The organism is Streptomyces sp. NPDC037126 (assembly GCF_055605965.1).
The window spans coordinates 37,442-51,937 of record NZ_JBVJTD010000029.1; the positions used below are offsets into that span (position 1 = coordinate 37,442).

Annotated in this window: 14 protein-coding genes and 3 pseudogenes; 7 read left to right on the forward strand and 10 right to left on the reverse strand. The window is 74.3% G+C overall.

All coding sequences use genetic code 11. From position 1 onward, the window contains the following. Positions 1–3 precede the first annotated feature (3 nt). Complete coding sequence (locus ACZ7FF_RS38710; protein ID WP_470818627.1) at positions 4–1,137, reverse strand: PP2C family protein-serine/threonine phosphatase; 1,134 nt, start codon at positions 1,135–1,137, stop codon at positions 4–6. 276 nt (positions 1,138–1,413) lie between these two features. Between ACZ7FF_RS38710 and ACZ7FF_RS38715 the strand changes: the two are divergent. Both ACZ7FF_RS38715 and ACZ7FF_RS38720 read left to right on the forward strand, forming a co-directional pair. Next, positions 1,414–2,317: pseudogene (locus tag ACZ7FF_RS38715) on the forward strand (GNAT family N-acetyltransferase). Between the two features lie 44 nt (positions 2,318–2,361). Next, complete coding sequence (locus tag ACZ7FF_RS38720) at positions 2,362–2,703, forward strand: hypothetical protein (protein ID WP_470818629.1); 342 nt, start codon at positions 2,362–2,364, stop codon at positions 2,701–2,703. A 55-nt stretch (positions 2,704–2,758) separates the two neighbouring features. Here ACZ7FF_RS38720 and ACZ7FF_RS38725 read toward each other — a convergent pair whose 3' ends face one another. The 4 genes from ACZ7FF_RS38725 to ACZ7FF_RS38740 form a co-directional block, all read right to left on the reverse strand. Continuing rightward, positions 2,759–3,661 carry a Gfo/Idh/MocA family protein gene (locus ACZ7FF_RS38725; RefSeq protein WP_470818631.1) on the reverse strand — a complete coding sequence of 301 codons (903 nt, stop codon included), beginning with the start codon at positions 3,659–3,661 and terminating at the stop codon, positions 2,759–2,761. 35 nt (positions 3,662–3,696) lie between these two features. After that, complete coding sequence (tgmB, locus tag ACZ7FF_RS38730; protein WP_470818633.1) at positions 3,697–4,680, reverse strand: ATP-grasp ribosomal peptide maturase; 984 nt, start codon at positions 4,678–4,680, stop codon at positions 3,697–3,699. 18 nt (positions 4,681–4,698) lie between these two features. Next, on the reverse strand, positions 4,699–4,890 hold the full coding sequence (gene tgmA, locus ACZ7FF_RS38735) for a putative ATP-grasp-modified RiPP (protein ID WP_470818634.1): 192 nt from the start codon (positions 4,888–4,890) through the stop codon (positions 4,699–4,701). Between the two features lie 119 nt (positions 4,891–5,009). Further along, positions 5,010–5,876: a fructosamine kinase family protein gene (locus ACZ7FF_RS38740; RefSeq protein ID WP_470818636.1), complete on the reverse strand. Its 867-nt coding sequence runs from the start codon at positions 5,874–5,876 to the stop codon at positions 5,010–5,012. A gap of 188 nt (positions 5,877–6,064) precedes the next feature. On the opposite strand from ACZ7FF_RS38740, the gene ACZ7FF_RS38745 reads away from it, so the two are divergent. Together ACZ7FF_RS38745 and ACZ7FF_RS38750 are read left to right on the forward strand one after the other, a co-directional pair. After that, the gene (locus ACZ7FF_RS38745; protein ID WP_470818637.1) at positions 6,065–6,778 is read left to right on the forward strand and encodes a cyclodityrosine synthase; all 714 of its coding nucleotides are present in this window, start codon (positions 6,065–6,067) and stop codon (positions 6,776–6,778) included. Next, on the forward strand, positions 6,775–7,983 hold the full coding sequence (locus ACZ7FF_RS38750) for a cytochrome P450 (protein WP_470818639.1): 1,209 nt from the start codon (positions 6,775–6,777) through the stop codon (positions 7,981–7,983). Before ACZ7FF_RS38745 ends, ACZ7FF_RS38750 begins: the two co-directional genes overlap by 4 nt. Before the next feature lie 74 nt (positions 7,984–8,057). Here ACZ7FF_RS38750 and ACZ7FF_RS38755 read toward each other — a convergent pair whose 3' ends face one another. Then, a complete protein-coding gene (locus ACZ7FF_RS38755) occupies positions 8,058–8,936 on the reverse strand; it encodes an SCO6745 family protein (RefSeq protein WP_470818640.1) in 879 nt (292 codons plus the stop codon). Positions 8,937–9,041: 105 nt separating this feature from the next. Continuing rightward, positions 9,042–10,040 carry a Vgb family protein gene (locus tag ACZ7FF_RS38760; RefSeq protein ID WP_470818642.1) on the reverse strand — a complete coding sequence of 333 codons (999 nt, stop codon included), beginning with the start codon at positions 10,038–10,040 and terminating at the stop codon, positions 9,042–9,044. A 334-nt stretch (positions 10,041–10,374) separates the two neighbouring features. On the opposite strand from ACZ7FF_RS38760, the gene ACZ7FF_RS38765 reads away from it, so the two are divergent. Further along, the gene (locus tag ACZ7FF_RS38765; RefSeq protein WP_470818643.1) at positions 10,375–11,061 is read left to right on the forward strand and encodes a hypothetical protein; all 687 of its coding nucleotides are present in this window, start codon (positions 10,375–10,377) and stop codon (positions 11,059–11,061) included. A gap of 139 nt (positions 11,062–11,200) precedes the next feature. Then, positions 11,201–11,872 (forward strand): class F sortase, encoded by a 672-nt coding sequence (locus tag ACZ7FF_RS38770; RefSeq protein ID WP_470818645.1) that lies wholly within the window; start codon positions 11,201–11,203, stop codon positions 11,870–11,872. 15 nt (positions 11,873–11,887) lie between these two features. On the opposite strand, the gene ACZ7FF_RS38775 is transcribed toward ACZ7FF_RS38770, so the two are convergent. The 3 genes and pseudogenes from ACZ7FF_RS38775 to ACZ7FF_RS38785 all read right to left on the reverse strand — a co-directional run. Then, a complete protein-coding gene (locus ACZ7FF_RS38775) occupies positions 11,888–13,054 on the reverse strand; it encodes a GDSL-type esterase/lipase family protein (RefSeq protein WP_470818687.1) in 1,167 nt (388 codons plus the stop codon). A 24-nt stretch (positions 13,055–13,078) separates the two neighbouring features. Next, entirely contained in the window at positions 13,079–13,669 is a 591-nt protein-coding gene (locus ACZ7FF_RS38780) for a TetR/AcrR family transcriptional regulator (protein WP_470818647.1), read from the reverse strand. Positions 13,670–13,749: 80 nt separating this feature from the next. Further along, positions 13,750–14,179 (reverse strand): annotated as a pseudogene (locus tag ACZ7FF_RS38785) (ArsR/SmtB family transcription factor); the annotation flags it as partial. Between ACZ7FF_RS38785 and ACZ7FF_RS38790 the strand changes: the two are divergent. Beyond that, positions 14,171–14,431, forward strand: a pseudogene (locus ACZ7FF_RS38790) (aldo/keto reductase); the annotation flags it as partial. The pseudogenes ACZ7FF_RS38785 and ACZ7FF_RS38790 sit on opposite strands and share 9 nt — an antisense overlap. Positions 14,432–14,496: the final 65 nt, after the last annotated feature.

The following is a 14,496-nucleotide window of genomic DNA, read 5'->3' on the forward strand; positions in this document are numbered from 1 at the left end:
CGGTCAGGGCGCCGGGGACTCGGCGGAACCACCGGGGTCCGCCGGGTCGGGGGCCAGCACCAGCATCGTGGCGTCGTCGCGGACCTTGTAGCTCAGCCGCCCCAGGTCCGCCCACACCGTCTCGGGCAACTCGTCGTAGCCGGTGCCCGCGAGGGCCGCCAGCCGCTCCGGCAGCGGGTAGAAGGCCCCTGATCCGTTGCGCGCCTCCCAGACGCCGTCGGAGGCCATGAGCAGCCGGTCGCCCGGCTCCAGCGGCACCGTGACCTCCTTCGCCGGCTCGACGCCGACCATCCCGATCCCGAGCGGTGTGCCCGGCGTGACGGCGATCTCCCGCGCGCAGCCCCCGTGCAACAGGACCGGCGCCGGATGGCCGCAGGTCACCACGCGCGCGGCGCGTGCGTCGGCGGCGAACTCCACCAGCACGGCGGTCGCGAACAGTTCGCCGTCCTCCCCGCCCGTGGAGTCCACCTCCAGCCTGCGGTCCAGCCGGCCCGCCACCGACATCAGGTCCTGCTGGTCCAGCGACGCCTCCCGGAACGCGCCCAGCAGCGACACCACGGTCGAGACCGCCGACAGCCCGTGCCCCCGTACGTCACCCATCACCGCCCGCACGCCGTACGGCCCCTCGCGCACGTCGAAGAAGTCCCCGCCCACCAGCGTGTCGTCCTCCGCGGCCCGGTAGAAGCCCGCACACCTGACGCTTCCCACCCGCTCGGGCAGCGGCGGCATCACCGCACGCTGCACGGCCTGCCCGATGGTGCGCTCCACCATCAGCTGGGTGTCCCGGCGGCTGCGCACGAACGACACGAACACACTCAGCACGGCGACGAACACGATGGTGAGCAGGTCGGTGTTGCCGGGGCGGTTGAGATGGGTGGACGGCAGGTTCAGCGCCACGATCACCAGGGCGCCGAGCACGGCGGTCCCGCCCGGCCCGTACGACAGGATGGCCAGCGGCGGAATGGCTCCCAGCAGGAAACCCAGATCGGCGGCGTGGGGCGTGATCGCCGTGGCCGCGGTCACCCCGACGAGCAGCAGCACGGGCAGCAGTCGCACCCACCACGGCGGTGGCGCGCCCCGCAACCAGCCGCGGCCCCTCTGGTCACCGTCTGACGACCGGCCGCGCACCCTTCCCACGTGCCCACGCTACGCCGCCCCCGGGACAAGGGCCCGCTGTCACCGTCGGACATGACCACGGCGAACACGTCCGCTGGGCCGTCCGTCGTCGGCCGCGGCCCGATAACGCGTGGACCGCCCCGCCCCGGCACGCCTGGCGTGTGACCGCACGCCCGAGACGGACGGAAGGAGACGAGCGTCATGGCCACGGTGATCCCGGGCTCCCCCTCCCCGTCGCCCGGGTGTGCCACGCCTGACCGGGAGCGCGCCCCCACCGCACGCGACCCGGAGGAATCCATGACCGCCCTGGTCATTCGCAGGCTCGACGAGAGCAGTGCCCGTCTCTTCGACACCATGCCCGATTCGACACCATGCCCGATCCGCTCGGCTTCCGTGAGAGGCACCGGCGGACCCGCTACCGCCCCGACCGGCTGAGGATCACCCGGCGCGACGGCCGCACCGTGGCCCGTGCCGCCTGGTGCGCCCGGCCCGAGGACACCGAGCCGCTGCTGATCAACTGGTTCGACGTCGCCGAGGGTGAGGCGGAGGCCGGGGCCGCGCTGCTGCGGACCGCGCCCTGGCACACCGACGAACTCGAACCGGACCTGCCTCCCGGCCGGCGCGACGACCCGGGCCGCCGCCGGCGCCCGCGACGCCGCGCGCAGGGGCGGCTACACGCCCCTGGTCGAGCGCTTCGTCTACCGCTGGACCCCGGAACGGGGCCTGCCGGACGCCTGGTCTTCGCGCCGGAACCGGACGACGCCGTCTCCGCGGCCTCCTGCGCCGCGTCCACTCCGTCACGCTGGACGCGCACGCCCGCCGGGCCATCGAGCAGGGCGGTGTGGACCGGGCCGCGCAGAAGGAACTCGGCGTCTTCCGCTGGATGCCGTCACCGCGCACCTGGTGGCGGATCGCCCGCACCCCCGACGGCGAGACCGTCGGCATCCACATGCCCGCCCGCGATCCCTCCGGACCGTGCGCCGGCTTCATCGGCGTGGTGCCCGAGCGGCGCGGCCACGGCTACGCCTACGACCTGCTCGCCGAGTGCACCCACGTCCCGGCCGAACGCGGCGCCGAGTTCATCGCCGCCGCCACCGACCGGGGCAACTTCCCGATGGCAGCGCACTTCGCCACGGCCGGCTACCCCGTCCTGCGCGAGCGGATCACCTGCCGGTCCGACCGCGTTGTCAGTGCCGGGTGACATGCTGAAGCCGACGTGAGGGGCGGCGAGGCGGGGGAGGGGCCATGGGGTTCGGCGGTCAGGTCTGGCGCGTGCACGCGGGGGAGCAGCCGGTCGGTGACATCGTGGTCGACGAGGCCGACTTCCCATGGCTGTCGGGCGCGTTCAGGGCGGGTCCCGGCTTCGCCGCCGTCCGGGACCTCTTCGCCCGTGAACTCGCTCTCATGGACCGGGACGACGAGCAGGGCTGGGCGGACTGGGAGCGCCTGTACGACGGGATACGGCACCGCGTGACCCTGTCGGCGCCGGACGGCCCGGTCCCCGAGTTCCTCCTGCACATCGAGGGAGACCGGGCCTGGTTCCGCTGGAGCGACGAGCCGTTCGAGGAGGAGCCGGTGAACGACTGACGACCGGGTCCCCGCGGCCGGCGCGCGACGGACGGCGACCGGCGACCGGCGAGCCCTACTCCGGGCCCTCCGGCACCCCGCCCTCCGACAGCCGGGCCTGCGCGGTCGCCAGGATCTCCGTGACGCGCAGGCCGAACGCGGCGTCGCACGGGTGGGGGCGGCCCGTGCGGACGGCTGCGAGCAGAGCGTCGGCGGCGCGCGAGAGCGCGGGGACCGCTCCCTCGGAACTGCCCGGCAGGGCCGTCACCCCGGCCTCGCCGCGCAGTTCGACATCGGCCCCGGCCGCCGCGGGCGGTGCCGTCAGGCTCAGCGTGAGCGTGCTCGACGCGCCGGTCGCGTGGTCCAGGACCAGATGGACGGTGTCCGCGGCACCGTACGCCGCCGCCACGACCTGCCGTACGTCACCGAGCACCGGCAGCAGCACCGACAGGGCGTGCGGGCCCACGTCCCACAGCGCGCCCTTCTCCCGCCGCCACGGCGAGACCGCGAACGGGCTGTCGGTCGTGAACACCGCCCCCAGCCACTGCGCCCGCGCCGTGAACCAGCCCGGCACCGCGGCCTGTTCCTCGATCCAGGCCTCCGGCTCCTTCTGGAACCGCGCGGTGAAGAAGACCACCGAGGACACCCCGGCCCGCTCCACGGCCTCCGTGACGGCCCGTCCGTCGGCGACCGACAGCGCCAGCGGCTTGTCCAGCAGCAGATGCCGGCCGGCCCGTGCCGCGCGCACCGCCAACGCGGCCTGCACGGAGGGTGGCAGGGCGACGGCGACCGCGTCCACGTCGGCGAGCAGGGCGTCCACGTCGTCGTACGCGGCGACGCCGTACTGCTGGGCCAGCGTGGTGACCGCCTCGGGCCGACGACCCCACACCCCGGCGAACTCCAGGCCGGGGTGCCCGGCCAGGGCGGGGGCGTACGCGGCCTTGGCCCAGGGGCCCGTTCCCAGCAGTCCGATGCGCATGTCGCGTTCCCTTCTCCGAGCCGTTCCCCGCGTCGTCAACAGCCTGCGCTCCGGGCGCCGTCCGCACACGTGCGCTCCGGATCGGCGTCCCCCGCCAGCCACTTGGCGATCGTGGCGGCGATCGGCTGTCCGGTGTCCATCTCCACGAAACCGAACTGACCGGACTGGTTGCACTCCAGGAACCACCAGATGCCGTCGGAGTCCTCCGCGAAGTCGAACGCGCCGTAGGCCAGTTCGGCGTCCCGCAGATAGCGCAGCACGGCCTCGGCGACCCGTGGGGGCACGTCCGCCGGCAGCCAGGGGGAGCCCGACGGGGCGAACCGCACGTCCACGTCGTCCGGATGGGCGTCCGGGGCCACGGGTTTGCGCGCCGCGAGAAGCGTGTCGCCCACGACGGTGAGCCGGATGTCGGCCCGCTTCGCGACCCGCCGCTGCAGCAGCGTCGGACCGAAGGCGACCGCCGCGAAGTCGGTGTCCGGCGCGACCCTGCTGGTCGGCACCGCCCGCGGCGGCTCCTGCGGGTGCGCGCCGGAGACCGGCTTGACCACCAGGTCCGGGAAGCGCTCGGCGAACTCCCGGGCGGCCTGCGGGAACGTCGTGATCAGCGTGGCCGGCACCGCGAGACCGCTGCGCTGCGCCAGGTGCAGCTGCCAGGGTTTGTGGCGGGCGCGGCGGGCGGCGTCGGGATGGTTCATCCAGCGCGCGTCGGAGCAACGCAGCATGCCGTACAGCGCCTGCGAGGACTCCTCGGTCAGCCAGGCGGACGGCTGGGCCGCGCGGGCGGCGGCGTCGCCGGGCCTGCGCACCCAGATCGAACGCAGGCCGTTCATGCTCACCAGGCGCCCGCCCACGGACAGATGCCCGCGGGAGGCGCCTTGCACATACTCGCCCGACAGCGCCACCCCGTTGGTGAGATCGGCGGGGTCGAGCCGGACGACGGGCACCCCCGTCTCGCGCAGCCGCAGCACCACCATGTCCGCCGTCACGTCTTCTTCACTGGTCAGGATGAGCACGGTCATCTTCCGGTAGCCCGCGCCTCAGTCGTCGAAGTGCGTCTTGGAACCGGCCGTCGAGGTCGTGGTTCCGAGTGCCATGAGGGTCGCGTGGTCGGTGGCGGCGATCCGCCCGTCCGGGAGGACGTTCAACTGCAGTCCGGAGTCATACGCGTACGGTGTGGTGACGTCCAACTGCACAGCCGGGCGCGCGTAGTTGAGCGTGAACGGTTGCATGGTCTCTCCCTGATTCGGCTTTCACGTCCTTATACGAATCGAACGGGTGATTGGTTTCCTTACTCTGCGTAATCATTGCCCGGAGCGAGGCGTTCCGCCCACACCCGCCGGCGCCCCGTTCACCTCGCGAGCGCCGTTTGCGCCACCGTCAGCGCCTGTTCCGCGTACCCGCGCCCGAACAGCACGGCGTGCACCAGCAGGGGGAAGAGCTGGTGCATCCCGACCCGCTGCCGCCAGCCGTCGGCCAGCGGCGCCGCCTCCTGGTATCCGGCGAGGATCCGGTCCAAGTGAGAGCAACCGAACAGCTGGAGCATCGCCAGGTCGGTCTCCCGGTGACCGCCGTGCGCGGCCGGGTCGATGAGCCGGACCTCGCCGTCGGCGCCCCACAGCACATTGCCGTTCCACAGGTCGCCGTGCAGGCGGGCGGGCGGCTCGGCGGGCCCCGCGAGGTCCGGCAGCAGCGCACAGACCCGCTCGAACACGGCCGCCTCATCGGTCCGCAGCGTGCCGCGGTCGACCGCGCCGCGCACGTACGGCAGTACACGGTGCTCGGCGTACCAGGCGGGCCAGTCGGCGCCCGCGGTGTTGCGCATGGGGGCGAGGCCGATGAACGCCTGCTCGGGGCCGTCGGGCGGCGCCGCCCCGAAGTGGTCCGCGCCCGCCGCGTGCAGAGCGGCCAGCAAGTGGCCGAAACTCAGCGCTGCCTCGGGGTCGGCGCGTCCGGTCGCCACCCGTTCGGTCACCATCCAGTGCTCGTCGTGCCCGAGCACCGCCGGCAGCCGGACGGCGTCCGCCGCCGCGAGCCAGCGCAGCCCCGCGACCTCGGCGCGTACCGCACCGGGGGCGTCCGCGCGCTTGACCATCACCGGTGTTCCGTCGTCCAGCATCACCTCGGCGGGCGACCCGGAGGTCCTGTGCGCACCGGTGACCGGGCGGCCCGTGAGCCGGGACGCCACCTGCCCCGGATCCTCGTCTCGGTTGACCACGGCCCCAGGGTACGGCCCGCAACGCGGGCCACACGGAGGGCACTTCGAGCGTTACTACTATGCTTTTCGGCCAAACCGCGGCAGTTACTACCCGTGCTGATCCCGTACGGCTAGCGTGAGGGCGCCGCGTCGCCACACCAGGGGCACAGGGCCCCGGAGGGACTAGCGCGCGGCGGAGGATTACCCCCGTGACCACAGCATCCGTGCTGATGGCCGACGTCTTCGAGGTCCAGCCCTACACCTCACACTGCGAGGTCATCCTCGGCGAGGGCGCGCACGCCGTGATCGGCGTCTCCCCGGGAAACAGCTACTTCTCGGCCCGCCGCCTGCACGATCTCGCCCGCTGGGGACTGGACCACTTCGACCGGGTCGACTTCGTCTACACCGACCTGTACGTCGCCGAAATGTACGAGGCCTCCGGGTACCCCCCGGACGAGGCCCGCCGAAAGGCCGTGAAGAACCTGCGCGGTGTGCGTGCCAAGGTCCGCGACGCGGTATCGGCGGCCGATCCGGAGGGCGCGCGGCTGGACTGGCATCCGATGTCGGAGTTCCGCACCAACCCCGCCTACCAGGAGATCCACCGTCAGCTGCAGGCGCGACTGGCGGCGGACGCCGCCTTCCGGGGGGTCTGCGACGCCCTGGTGAATCGTTTCCTCAGTGCTCGCGGCGAGACACCCACCGAGCGGCAGCGCGCCGTGTGCCTGGAGTACGTGTGTGCCGAGGCCCCGCTGTTCCTGGACACCCCGGCCATCCTCCAGGTGCCCTCCTCGCTCAACTGCTACCACCAACTGCTCCCGATGGCGGAGCTGTTGTACTCCCGCGGCGCGGGCCTGCGCGCCTCCCGGAACCAGGGGCACGCCGTCGTGACCCCCGCCGCCGCCCTGGAAGGAGCCGTGGCATGACCACCGCCCCCGAGGTCCCTGCCGAGCCGTCCCCGCCGGCGTTCCCCTTCTCCTGGGACGGCACCCGGGTGCCCGCCGAGGTCGAGGGGCTGCGTGCCGCGGCACCCGTGCGGCGCGTGCGGACCATCGCCGGCGACGAGGCCTGGCTGGTGTCGTCGTACGAGCTGTGCGCGCGGGTGCTCAAGGACGACCGGTTCTCGCTGAAGGACACCTCCGCCCCCGGTGTGCCCCGGCAGTACGCGCTCACGATCCCGCCCGAGGTCGTGAACAACATGGGCAACATCACAGGGGCCGGGCTGCGCCGCGCGGTGATGAAGGCGCTCAACCCGAAGACGCCGGGGCTGATGGACTGGATGCGCGAGGACGCCCACCGCCTGGTCGACCTGCTGGTGGCCGACGGCCCCACGGCCGATCTGCGCGGGGCCTTCTGCGAGCCGTACTCGGCGGGCATGCACTGCCGGATCCTCGGCATCCCGCAGGCCGAGGCCCCTGCCTTCCTGCGCAGCCTCGACATCGCCTTCATGAACTCGCCGTGCCCGGTCACCGGCGCACGCGTCAACTGGGACCGGGACATCGCCCGTATGGCGGCCCTGCTCGACGACCCGGCCACGCACGGCCTGATGGGCGAGCTCGGCGCCCTGCGCGACGACCCCGACTACGCGCACCTGACCGACGAGATGCTGGCCACCGTCGGCGTCACCCTCTTCGGCGCCGGGACCATCTCCACCTCGGGCTTCCTCGCCATGGCCCTGGTCCACCTGCTCACCCACCCCATCGCCCACGACCTCCTGCGGGACCGCCCCGACCTGATCGGCCCGGGGGTGGAGGAACTGCTGCGGGTGAACCTCTCCATCGGCGACGCCCTGCCCCGGCTCGCGCTGGAGGACGTCCGGCTCGGCGAGGTCGAGGTGAAGCGGGGCGAACTCGTCCTCGTCCTGGTCGAGGGCGCGAACCTCGACCCGGAGAAGTTCCCCGACCCGCACCGCTTCGACGTCCACCGGGACAACGTCGCCGACCACCTCTCCTTCGGCGGCGGCGCCCACTACTGCCCCGCCACCGCACTCGGCCGCGCACACGCCCGGATCGCCCTGGAGGTCCTGCTCGACCGGCTGCCGGACCTCGCGCTCGCGGTACCGGCCGGCCAACTGGTGTGGCGCACCGGCTTCATGAAGCGGATCCCCGAGCGGCTGCCGGTGACCTGGTAGCCGCTCGGACGCGCCCGACGCACGACGTCCCCCGCCCGGCACCCCGGGCGGGGACGCCGGCGCACTCCCCGGCGTCAGCGGTCGAAGGGGTACGAGTCCTGGGGCAGGCCCACCGGGTTGCCGGGCGGCAGCAGGCCCGAGTCCGCCACCGTCCGGGCGAGCGGCTCCAGCAGCCCGGCCAGGCGCACGGCGCGATCCACGCCCAGCGCCGCCCACGGCCCCTCGGCAGCCGCGTCGGTCAGCGCCTCGGCCTCCGCGCGCACGGCGGCCCCGGCCGGGCTGAGCGAGCCGTCCGCCGTGAGCAGGCCGCGCGTCCGCAGCCGCTCTCCGGCCGCCGTCCACTCGGCCTGCTCCCACCGGCGCGTCTCCCGCAGGAACACCCCGTCCGACTCGCCGGACGCGGCCTTGAGCACCATGGCCTCGACCGGCCCCAGCCCCTGGCTCACGAGCACCGCGACATGCCCGTCTCCCCGGTGCTCGCGCAGCGTCGTCAGCGCCTGCCACAGGCGCTCGGCGGGCCGCTCCGGGCGCTCCAGCGCCTGGTTGGCGGCGGCCAGCACCCGGCCCGCCGTGTCCGCGGCCGCAGCGGCCTCCCAGGCGAGATCGGCGGCCTCGGCGAACCCCGCCGAGCAGGTGACCTCCGCGCCGAACAGACGGGTCATCGCCGCGTCCATGGCCTCCCGGCGGGCCGTCAGCACCGCGTCCGGAGCGGCGTACCCCCAGGCGTCCGGCAGCGCCCGGGCCACCCGGGCGGGATGGAAGACGTAGAAGCAACTAGTCACCACGGCGGGGGACACCGCGCCCAGCGGGGCGGCGCGCATCGCGAAGTACCCCATCCAGAAGCCGCGCATCCCGAGCGCTTCCGCCGCCCGGCGCGCCTCCGGCGCGAAGTACACGAGGTCGTGCACCGGCTCGTACCGCTCCCACAGGGTCCGCGCCATCCCGTCCGCCACCGCTTCCTCCTACCACGCCTGCCTGTCCCGCCCGTCGGCACCAGCCTGCTTTATGACGGCTGTCATAACAAGAGCGCGGAGGCGGGAACCTGCCATGCACCCGCGTCAGCGCGGGAGGGCCCGGAGGCGGCCGACGGCGTTGCCGAGGAGTTCGGTGAACCACACGGCCCGGTCGGGGCCCGTGGTCAGGCGGAAGGGCACCTTGTCGGCGCCGCCCCGCACCGGGAAGATCGTGATCGCGCCGTCCGCGGCGACCCGCCCGATGCGGCCTGCCTGGTCGGCGTACCACACCTGCCCGTCGGGCCCCAGGGCGATGCCGCTCGGATCGCTGTCGGTGCCGGGCGGCGTGAACCGGGTGACGCGGCCGTCGTACGCGATCCGCGCCACCGAGTGCGCGCCCGGCGCGGTGAACCACATACCGCCCGGACCGGCGACGATGCGCCCCGGAAAGTCGTGCGGGCCGCTCAGCCGATACTCGGTGATCCGCCCCGAGGCGGTGATGCGGCCGATCCTTCCGGCCACGGTCTCGGTGAACCACAGGGCGCCGTCCGCGCCCGCCGCGATCGAGCCGGGGCCGGCGTCGGAGGTGGGGAGCGGGTACTCGGTGACCCGGCCGGAGACGGTCATCGTGCCGATCCTGTCCGCGCGCGACTCCGTGAACCACAGGGCGCGGTCCGGCCCGACGGCGATCCCGGCCGGCCCGCTGCCGGGCGTCGGGACCGGGAACTCCGTGCACCGGCCGGAGGTGGTGACGCGGCCGATCCTCCCGGCGGCGGCCTCGGTGAACCACAGAGCCCCGTCGGGGCCCCGGGTGATCTCCGCCGGGCCGCTGTCCCGGCCGGCGGTCGGGAAGTCGGTGACCGTGCCGTCGAGCGCCATCCGCCCGATCCGGCCGACGCCGTTCTCCGTGAACCACAGGGCGTGGTCCGGTCCCGCGGCGAGGCCGGCGGGCCCGCTGTCCGCAGCGGTGGTGACCGGATGCTCCGTCACCTCTCCCGTGTCGGCGCGGGCCGGCGCGGCGACGGCGGTGACGCCGAGCAGCGCGCCGGCCGCCGCCGTGAGCAGCCGCCGGACGCCTCGGGCGCACAGTGTGGTCTCGGGCACGGGGCGACCCCTTCTCGGCCGGGCGTGGCACGCGACGCCGTTGAGGACTGATGGGTCGTCGGGCCGCGTCGGGCATCCCGCCCGGTCGTACGACGCGTCGCCCCGGCGGGGGTGTGGCCGCCGTGCCGGCTCCGGCACCGGGAGGCGGTGTCCGATTGACCCGGACGAGGGGCCGTCCGGTGGGAGCACTGGGGCAGACGGGTGGCCTGATGACACGGCTGGGCGGCCCGGATGGTGGGAGCCGGGGCCCTCACTGACGGTGGTTCATGTCGAAGCCGGGTCCATCCAGCTGATGAGGTATCCGCTGCCCGGTCACGGCGGTAAGGACATCACGATGCGCTCTGCCCGCACGCTTCTGGCCACGGCAGCCGCCGCGGCCGCCCTCGCCTTCGCCACGCCCGGCGCCGTGTTCGCGGCCCCGGCCGGGCACGACGGAGGCCGTGGCGACTCCTCGTACAGCAGGGACAACGACCAGGGCTCCGACCGTGACAAGGGTTCCGGCGGTGGCCACGACAAGGACTACGGCAGTGATCACGACAGCGGCCGGGGACACGACGAGCCCCGCGGGGGAATGCACACGGGTGGCGGAGCGCTCGCCACGGTGCTCCGCGGCGACGAGTGGGGTTCGAGCGCCGGCGACAGCCGCTTCGACCCGAACACCTACCGCGACCAGGGCGGGGACGGCGGCGGCCGCGGCAAGGGCTCGGACGGCGGTGGCGGCAGCGACGGCGGTGGCGGCGGCGGTGGCCGTGGCAAGGGTTCGGGCTCGGACGGCGGCGGCCGGGACGGCGGTGGCAGCGACGACGGCGGCCGCGGCGGCGACGACGGGGGCCGCGGCGGCGACGACGGCGGCCGGGGCGGGGACGAGGGAGGCGGCCAGAAGCCGCGCGGCGGCATGCACACCGGCGGCGGAGCGCTGGCCGGTTCCGGCGTCACCGCGGGCGGCCTGGCGGTGCTGGCCGTAGGCGCCACCGGCATGTACGCACTGCGTCGCAAGAAGGCCGTCCAGCCGGCGTCCTGACCGCTCGACCCGTTCCAGGGGCTGCGGACGCCGCCGGCGCGCGCACCGTGTCGGCGGCCCGGGCCCCTGCGGTCCGGTCCTCGTGCTCCGGCCCCTGCCCTGATCCCCGTGCCGCCGTGCCCGAGTGAGGTGGTGTCCGATGGCAGCAGATCCGTCCTCCCCGTACCGCGCCGACCCGGCGCCGGACGAGGTGAGTTCCGGCCGCGGCGGGCGGCTGGTGCTGTGGGGCGTGGCGATCGTCTTCCTCGCCGTCAGCATGTTCGGCGGCCACGGCGGTGCGCGCGACGTGCCCCGGCCCGCCCACGCCTCGGGTGCAACCGCCGCCACGCAGGCCGACCCGCGGGAGGCAGGCGACGCGCTGCCCCGCTCCGCGCCGACCCGGCTGCTCATCCCGAAGATCGGCGTGAACGCCCCCTTCACCGACCTGACGATCGGCCCGGCGGGCCAGCTCCAGCCCCCGCCCGCGGGCGACACCAACCTCGTCGGCTGGTACTCCAAGGGCGCCTCGCCCGGTGAGAAGGGCACCGCGATCATCGCCGGCCACGTGGACACGGTGGTCTCCGCCGCCGTCTTCGTGAACCTCGACCACCTGCAGCAGGGTGACCGGTTCTCCGTCGAGCGCACCGACGGGCGGACGGCGAACTTCGTCGTGGACAGCGCCGAGACCTTCGCCAAGGACGACTTCCCCAGCCAGCTGGTGTACGCGGACGCCCAGCGTCCCGAGGTCCGGCTCATCACCTGCGCCGGGGACTACGACCACGCGGTCCGCGACTACACGGACAACCTCGTGGTCTTCGCCCACCTGGTGTGACCCGCCGGCCGAGGGTCAGCCCGCGTCGTGCGCGAAGGCGCCGCCTGCACCGAACGCCAGTGCCGCGAACCGTTCGCCGATGCGGCGGTGCGCGGCGGCGTCCGGGTGCAGTTCGTCGGGCAGCGGCAGCTCGGCGAAGTCGGCCTCGCCGTACAGCTCGCGCCCGTCGAGGTGGAACAGCCACGGGTCCTCGGCCGCCCGCTCGCCCACTATGCGCGCCAGTTCCGCCCGGACGACCCCCAGGGTGAGCTTCCCGGCCGCCTTCTCCGCCGGGTTCCCGGCGGCCCGGAAGCGCAGTCGTCCCTCGCCGAGGGCGTCGAGGTCCGGCAGGCTCGGTCCCGGCGTGTCCTCGTGGATCGGGCACAGGATCGGTGAGACGACGAGCAGCGGCGCGTCGGGGTGGCCCTCGCGGATGGTGTCGAGGAAGCCGTGGACGGCCGGTCCGAAGGCGCGCAGCCGCATCAGGTCGGTGTTGACCAGGTTGATGCCGAGCTTGACGCTGATCAGATCGGCGGGGGTGTCGCGCAGCGCGCGGGCGGTGAACGGGTCGAGCAGGGCGCTGCCGCCGAGGCCGAGGTTGATCAGCTCCACGCCGCCGAGCGAGGCGGCGAGCGCCGGCCAGGTGGTCGTGGGGCTCGCGGCGTCGCTGCCGTGGCTGATCGAGCTGCCGTGGTGCAGCCAGACCGGGCGGCCCCGGTCCGGTACGGGCTCGACGGGGGCGTCGGTGCGCAGCGCGACCAGTTCGGTCGTCTCGTTGTGCGGCAGCCAGATCTCCACGTCCTTGGCCGCGTCCGGCAGGCCGCCGAAGCGCACGGTGCCAATCGGACCCGGCTCGTACTCGGTGCTGCCGGTGGTCATGTCGATGGTGAGGGTGTTGCCCCCGGCGACCCGGCCCCGGCCGGCCGGACGGCCGTCCACCAGCAGGTCGTACACGCCGTCCGGGCGCGGGGGCGCGCCGACGTAGACCCGCTTGGTCGGCAGGGTGTCCAGCTCGACGGTGGTGGCGCGGGTGCGGAACACCAGCCGGACGCCGGAGGGCTGGGACTCCACCATGGCGAGCTGCGGGTCGGCGCACTGGGCGCGGGCCCGGGCCGGCAGCCGGTGCGGCAGCAGCCCGTGCGCGGTGCGCTCCAGATCGAGGGCACCGCGCACGAGGTCGGCGGTGAGGGGCGTGGTGTGCATCATGTCGGCCTGTTTTCCGGGGAGTCAGGGGGTGACGGACCGGTGCCCGGGGGCGGGCCAGTCGCGCAGCAGGGAGTCGAGGGCGTCCACGATCCGCGTCCACGACTCCTGCGGGTCGGGGGCGCTGTGGCTGAACCCGCCGGCTCCCTCCAGGCTCACGTAGCCGTGGAAGACGCTGCCGAGCAGGCGCACCGCGTGGGTCTGCTCGGGCTCCGGCAGGTCGTAGCCGCGCAGGATCGCCCGGGTCATCTGTGCGTGCCGGACGCCGGCGCTCGCGGCCGCGGCCTCGCGGTCCAGCGGATACCGGGCCGCCGCGTAGCGTCCGGGGTGGGCGCGGGCGTAGTCGCGGTAGACGTCGGCGAAGGCGCTCAGCGCGTCCTTGCCGGCGCGCCCGGCGAGCGCGTCGGCGGCCCGGTCGGCCATCTCCTCCAGGGCGAGCAGCGCGATGCGCGTCTTCAGGTCCTGGGAGTTCCTCAGGTGCGAGTAGAGGCTCGCGACCTTGACGTCGAACCGCCGGGCCAGCGCCGACACGGTCACCTGATCGAACCCGACCTCGTCGGACAGTTCCGCGCCCGCCCGTACGAGACGTTCGGTGGTCAGTCCTGCGCGCACCATGAGCCTTCTCCCGTCTACCGAAAATGATTATGCGACTTCCTAAAGCTTTTAGGCAAATGGTCATCTGATGTAGGTGACGGTCATGGACAGGCCGCCGTCAGCAGCGCCTCGGCGGCCGGGGTCCGTGCGTAGAGCACCGAGCGGCCCGCCCGGTGGGCGCTGACCAGGCCCGCGTCCCGCAGCGCCGTCAGGTTCTGGGAGACGCCGGCCGCGGACAGCCCGGTCCGCCCGGCCAGTTCCGTGGTGGAGGCGGGGGAGTCCAGCTCGACCAGCAGCAGGGTCCGGGAACGGCCGAGCACGGCCGCCAGGGCGGCGGTGTGCGCGCGGCCGCGCGGGCTGCCACAGCGCTCCGGTTCCCCGTGCGGGATAGGCGAGTTGGGGCGGATCGGGCGGGGTCAGCCGGGTGAGCGGCAGCGGACCGGTGAAGACCGAGGGGATCAGCAGCAGCCCCGGGCCCGCCGTCGTACGGGACAGTGCGCGCCGCCGGCGCAGCAGACGCACCACTCGATCGCCGCCGGCGGCCGGCAGTCCGGCGCGCTCGCGGGCGAGGAATCCGGGGTCCTCGCCGTCGCCCGGGCGCACGGTGCGAGCCCGGCCCAGGTCCGCATCGCCTGGACGCTGCGGCAGGGCCCGCACGTCCTGGCCATCCCCGGCACTGGTGACCCGGCCCACCTGGAGGCCAACGTGGCCGCGGGTGCCCTGCGGCTGTCCGCCGAGGAGCTGGCGCTGCTCGACACGGTGCACCGCGGGGCCGCGCGGTAGCCGTCCGCACCCTGGCGGACCTGCGCCTTGTGCCCGGCAGGGCACAATGGAACGCTTCGTCCGCC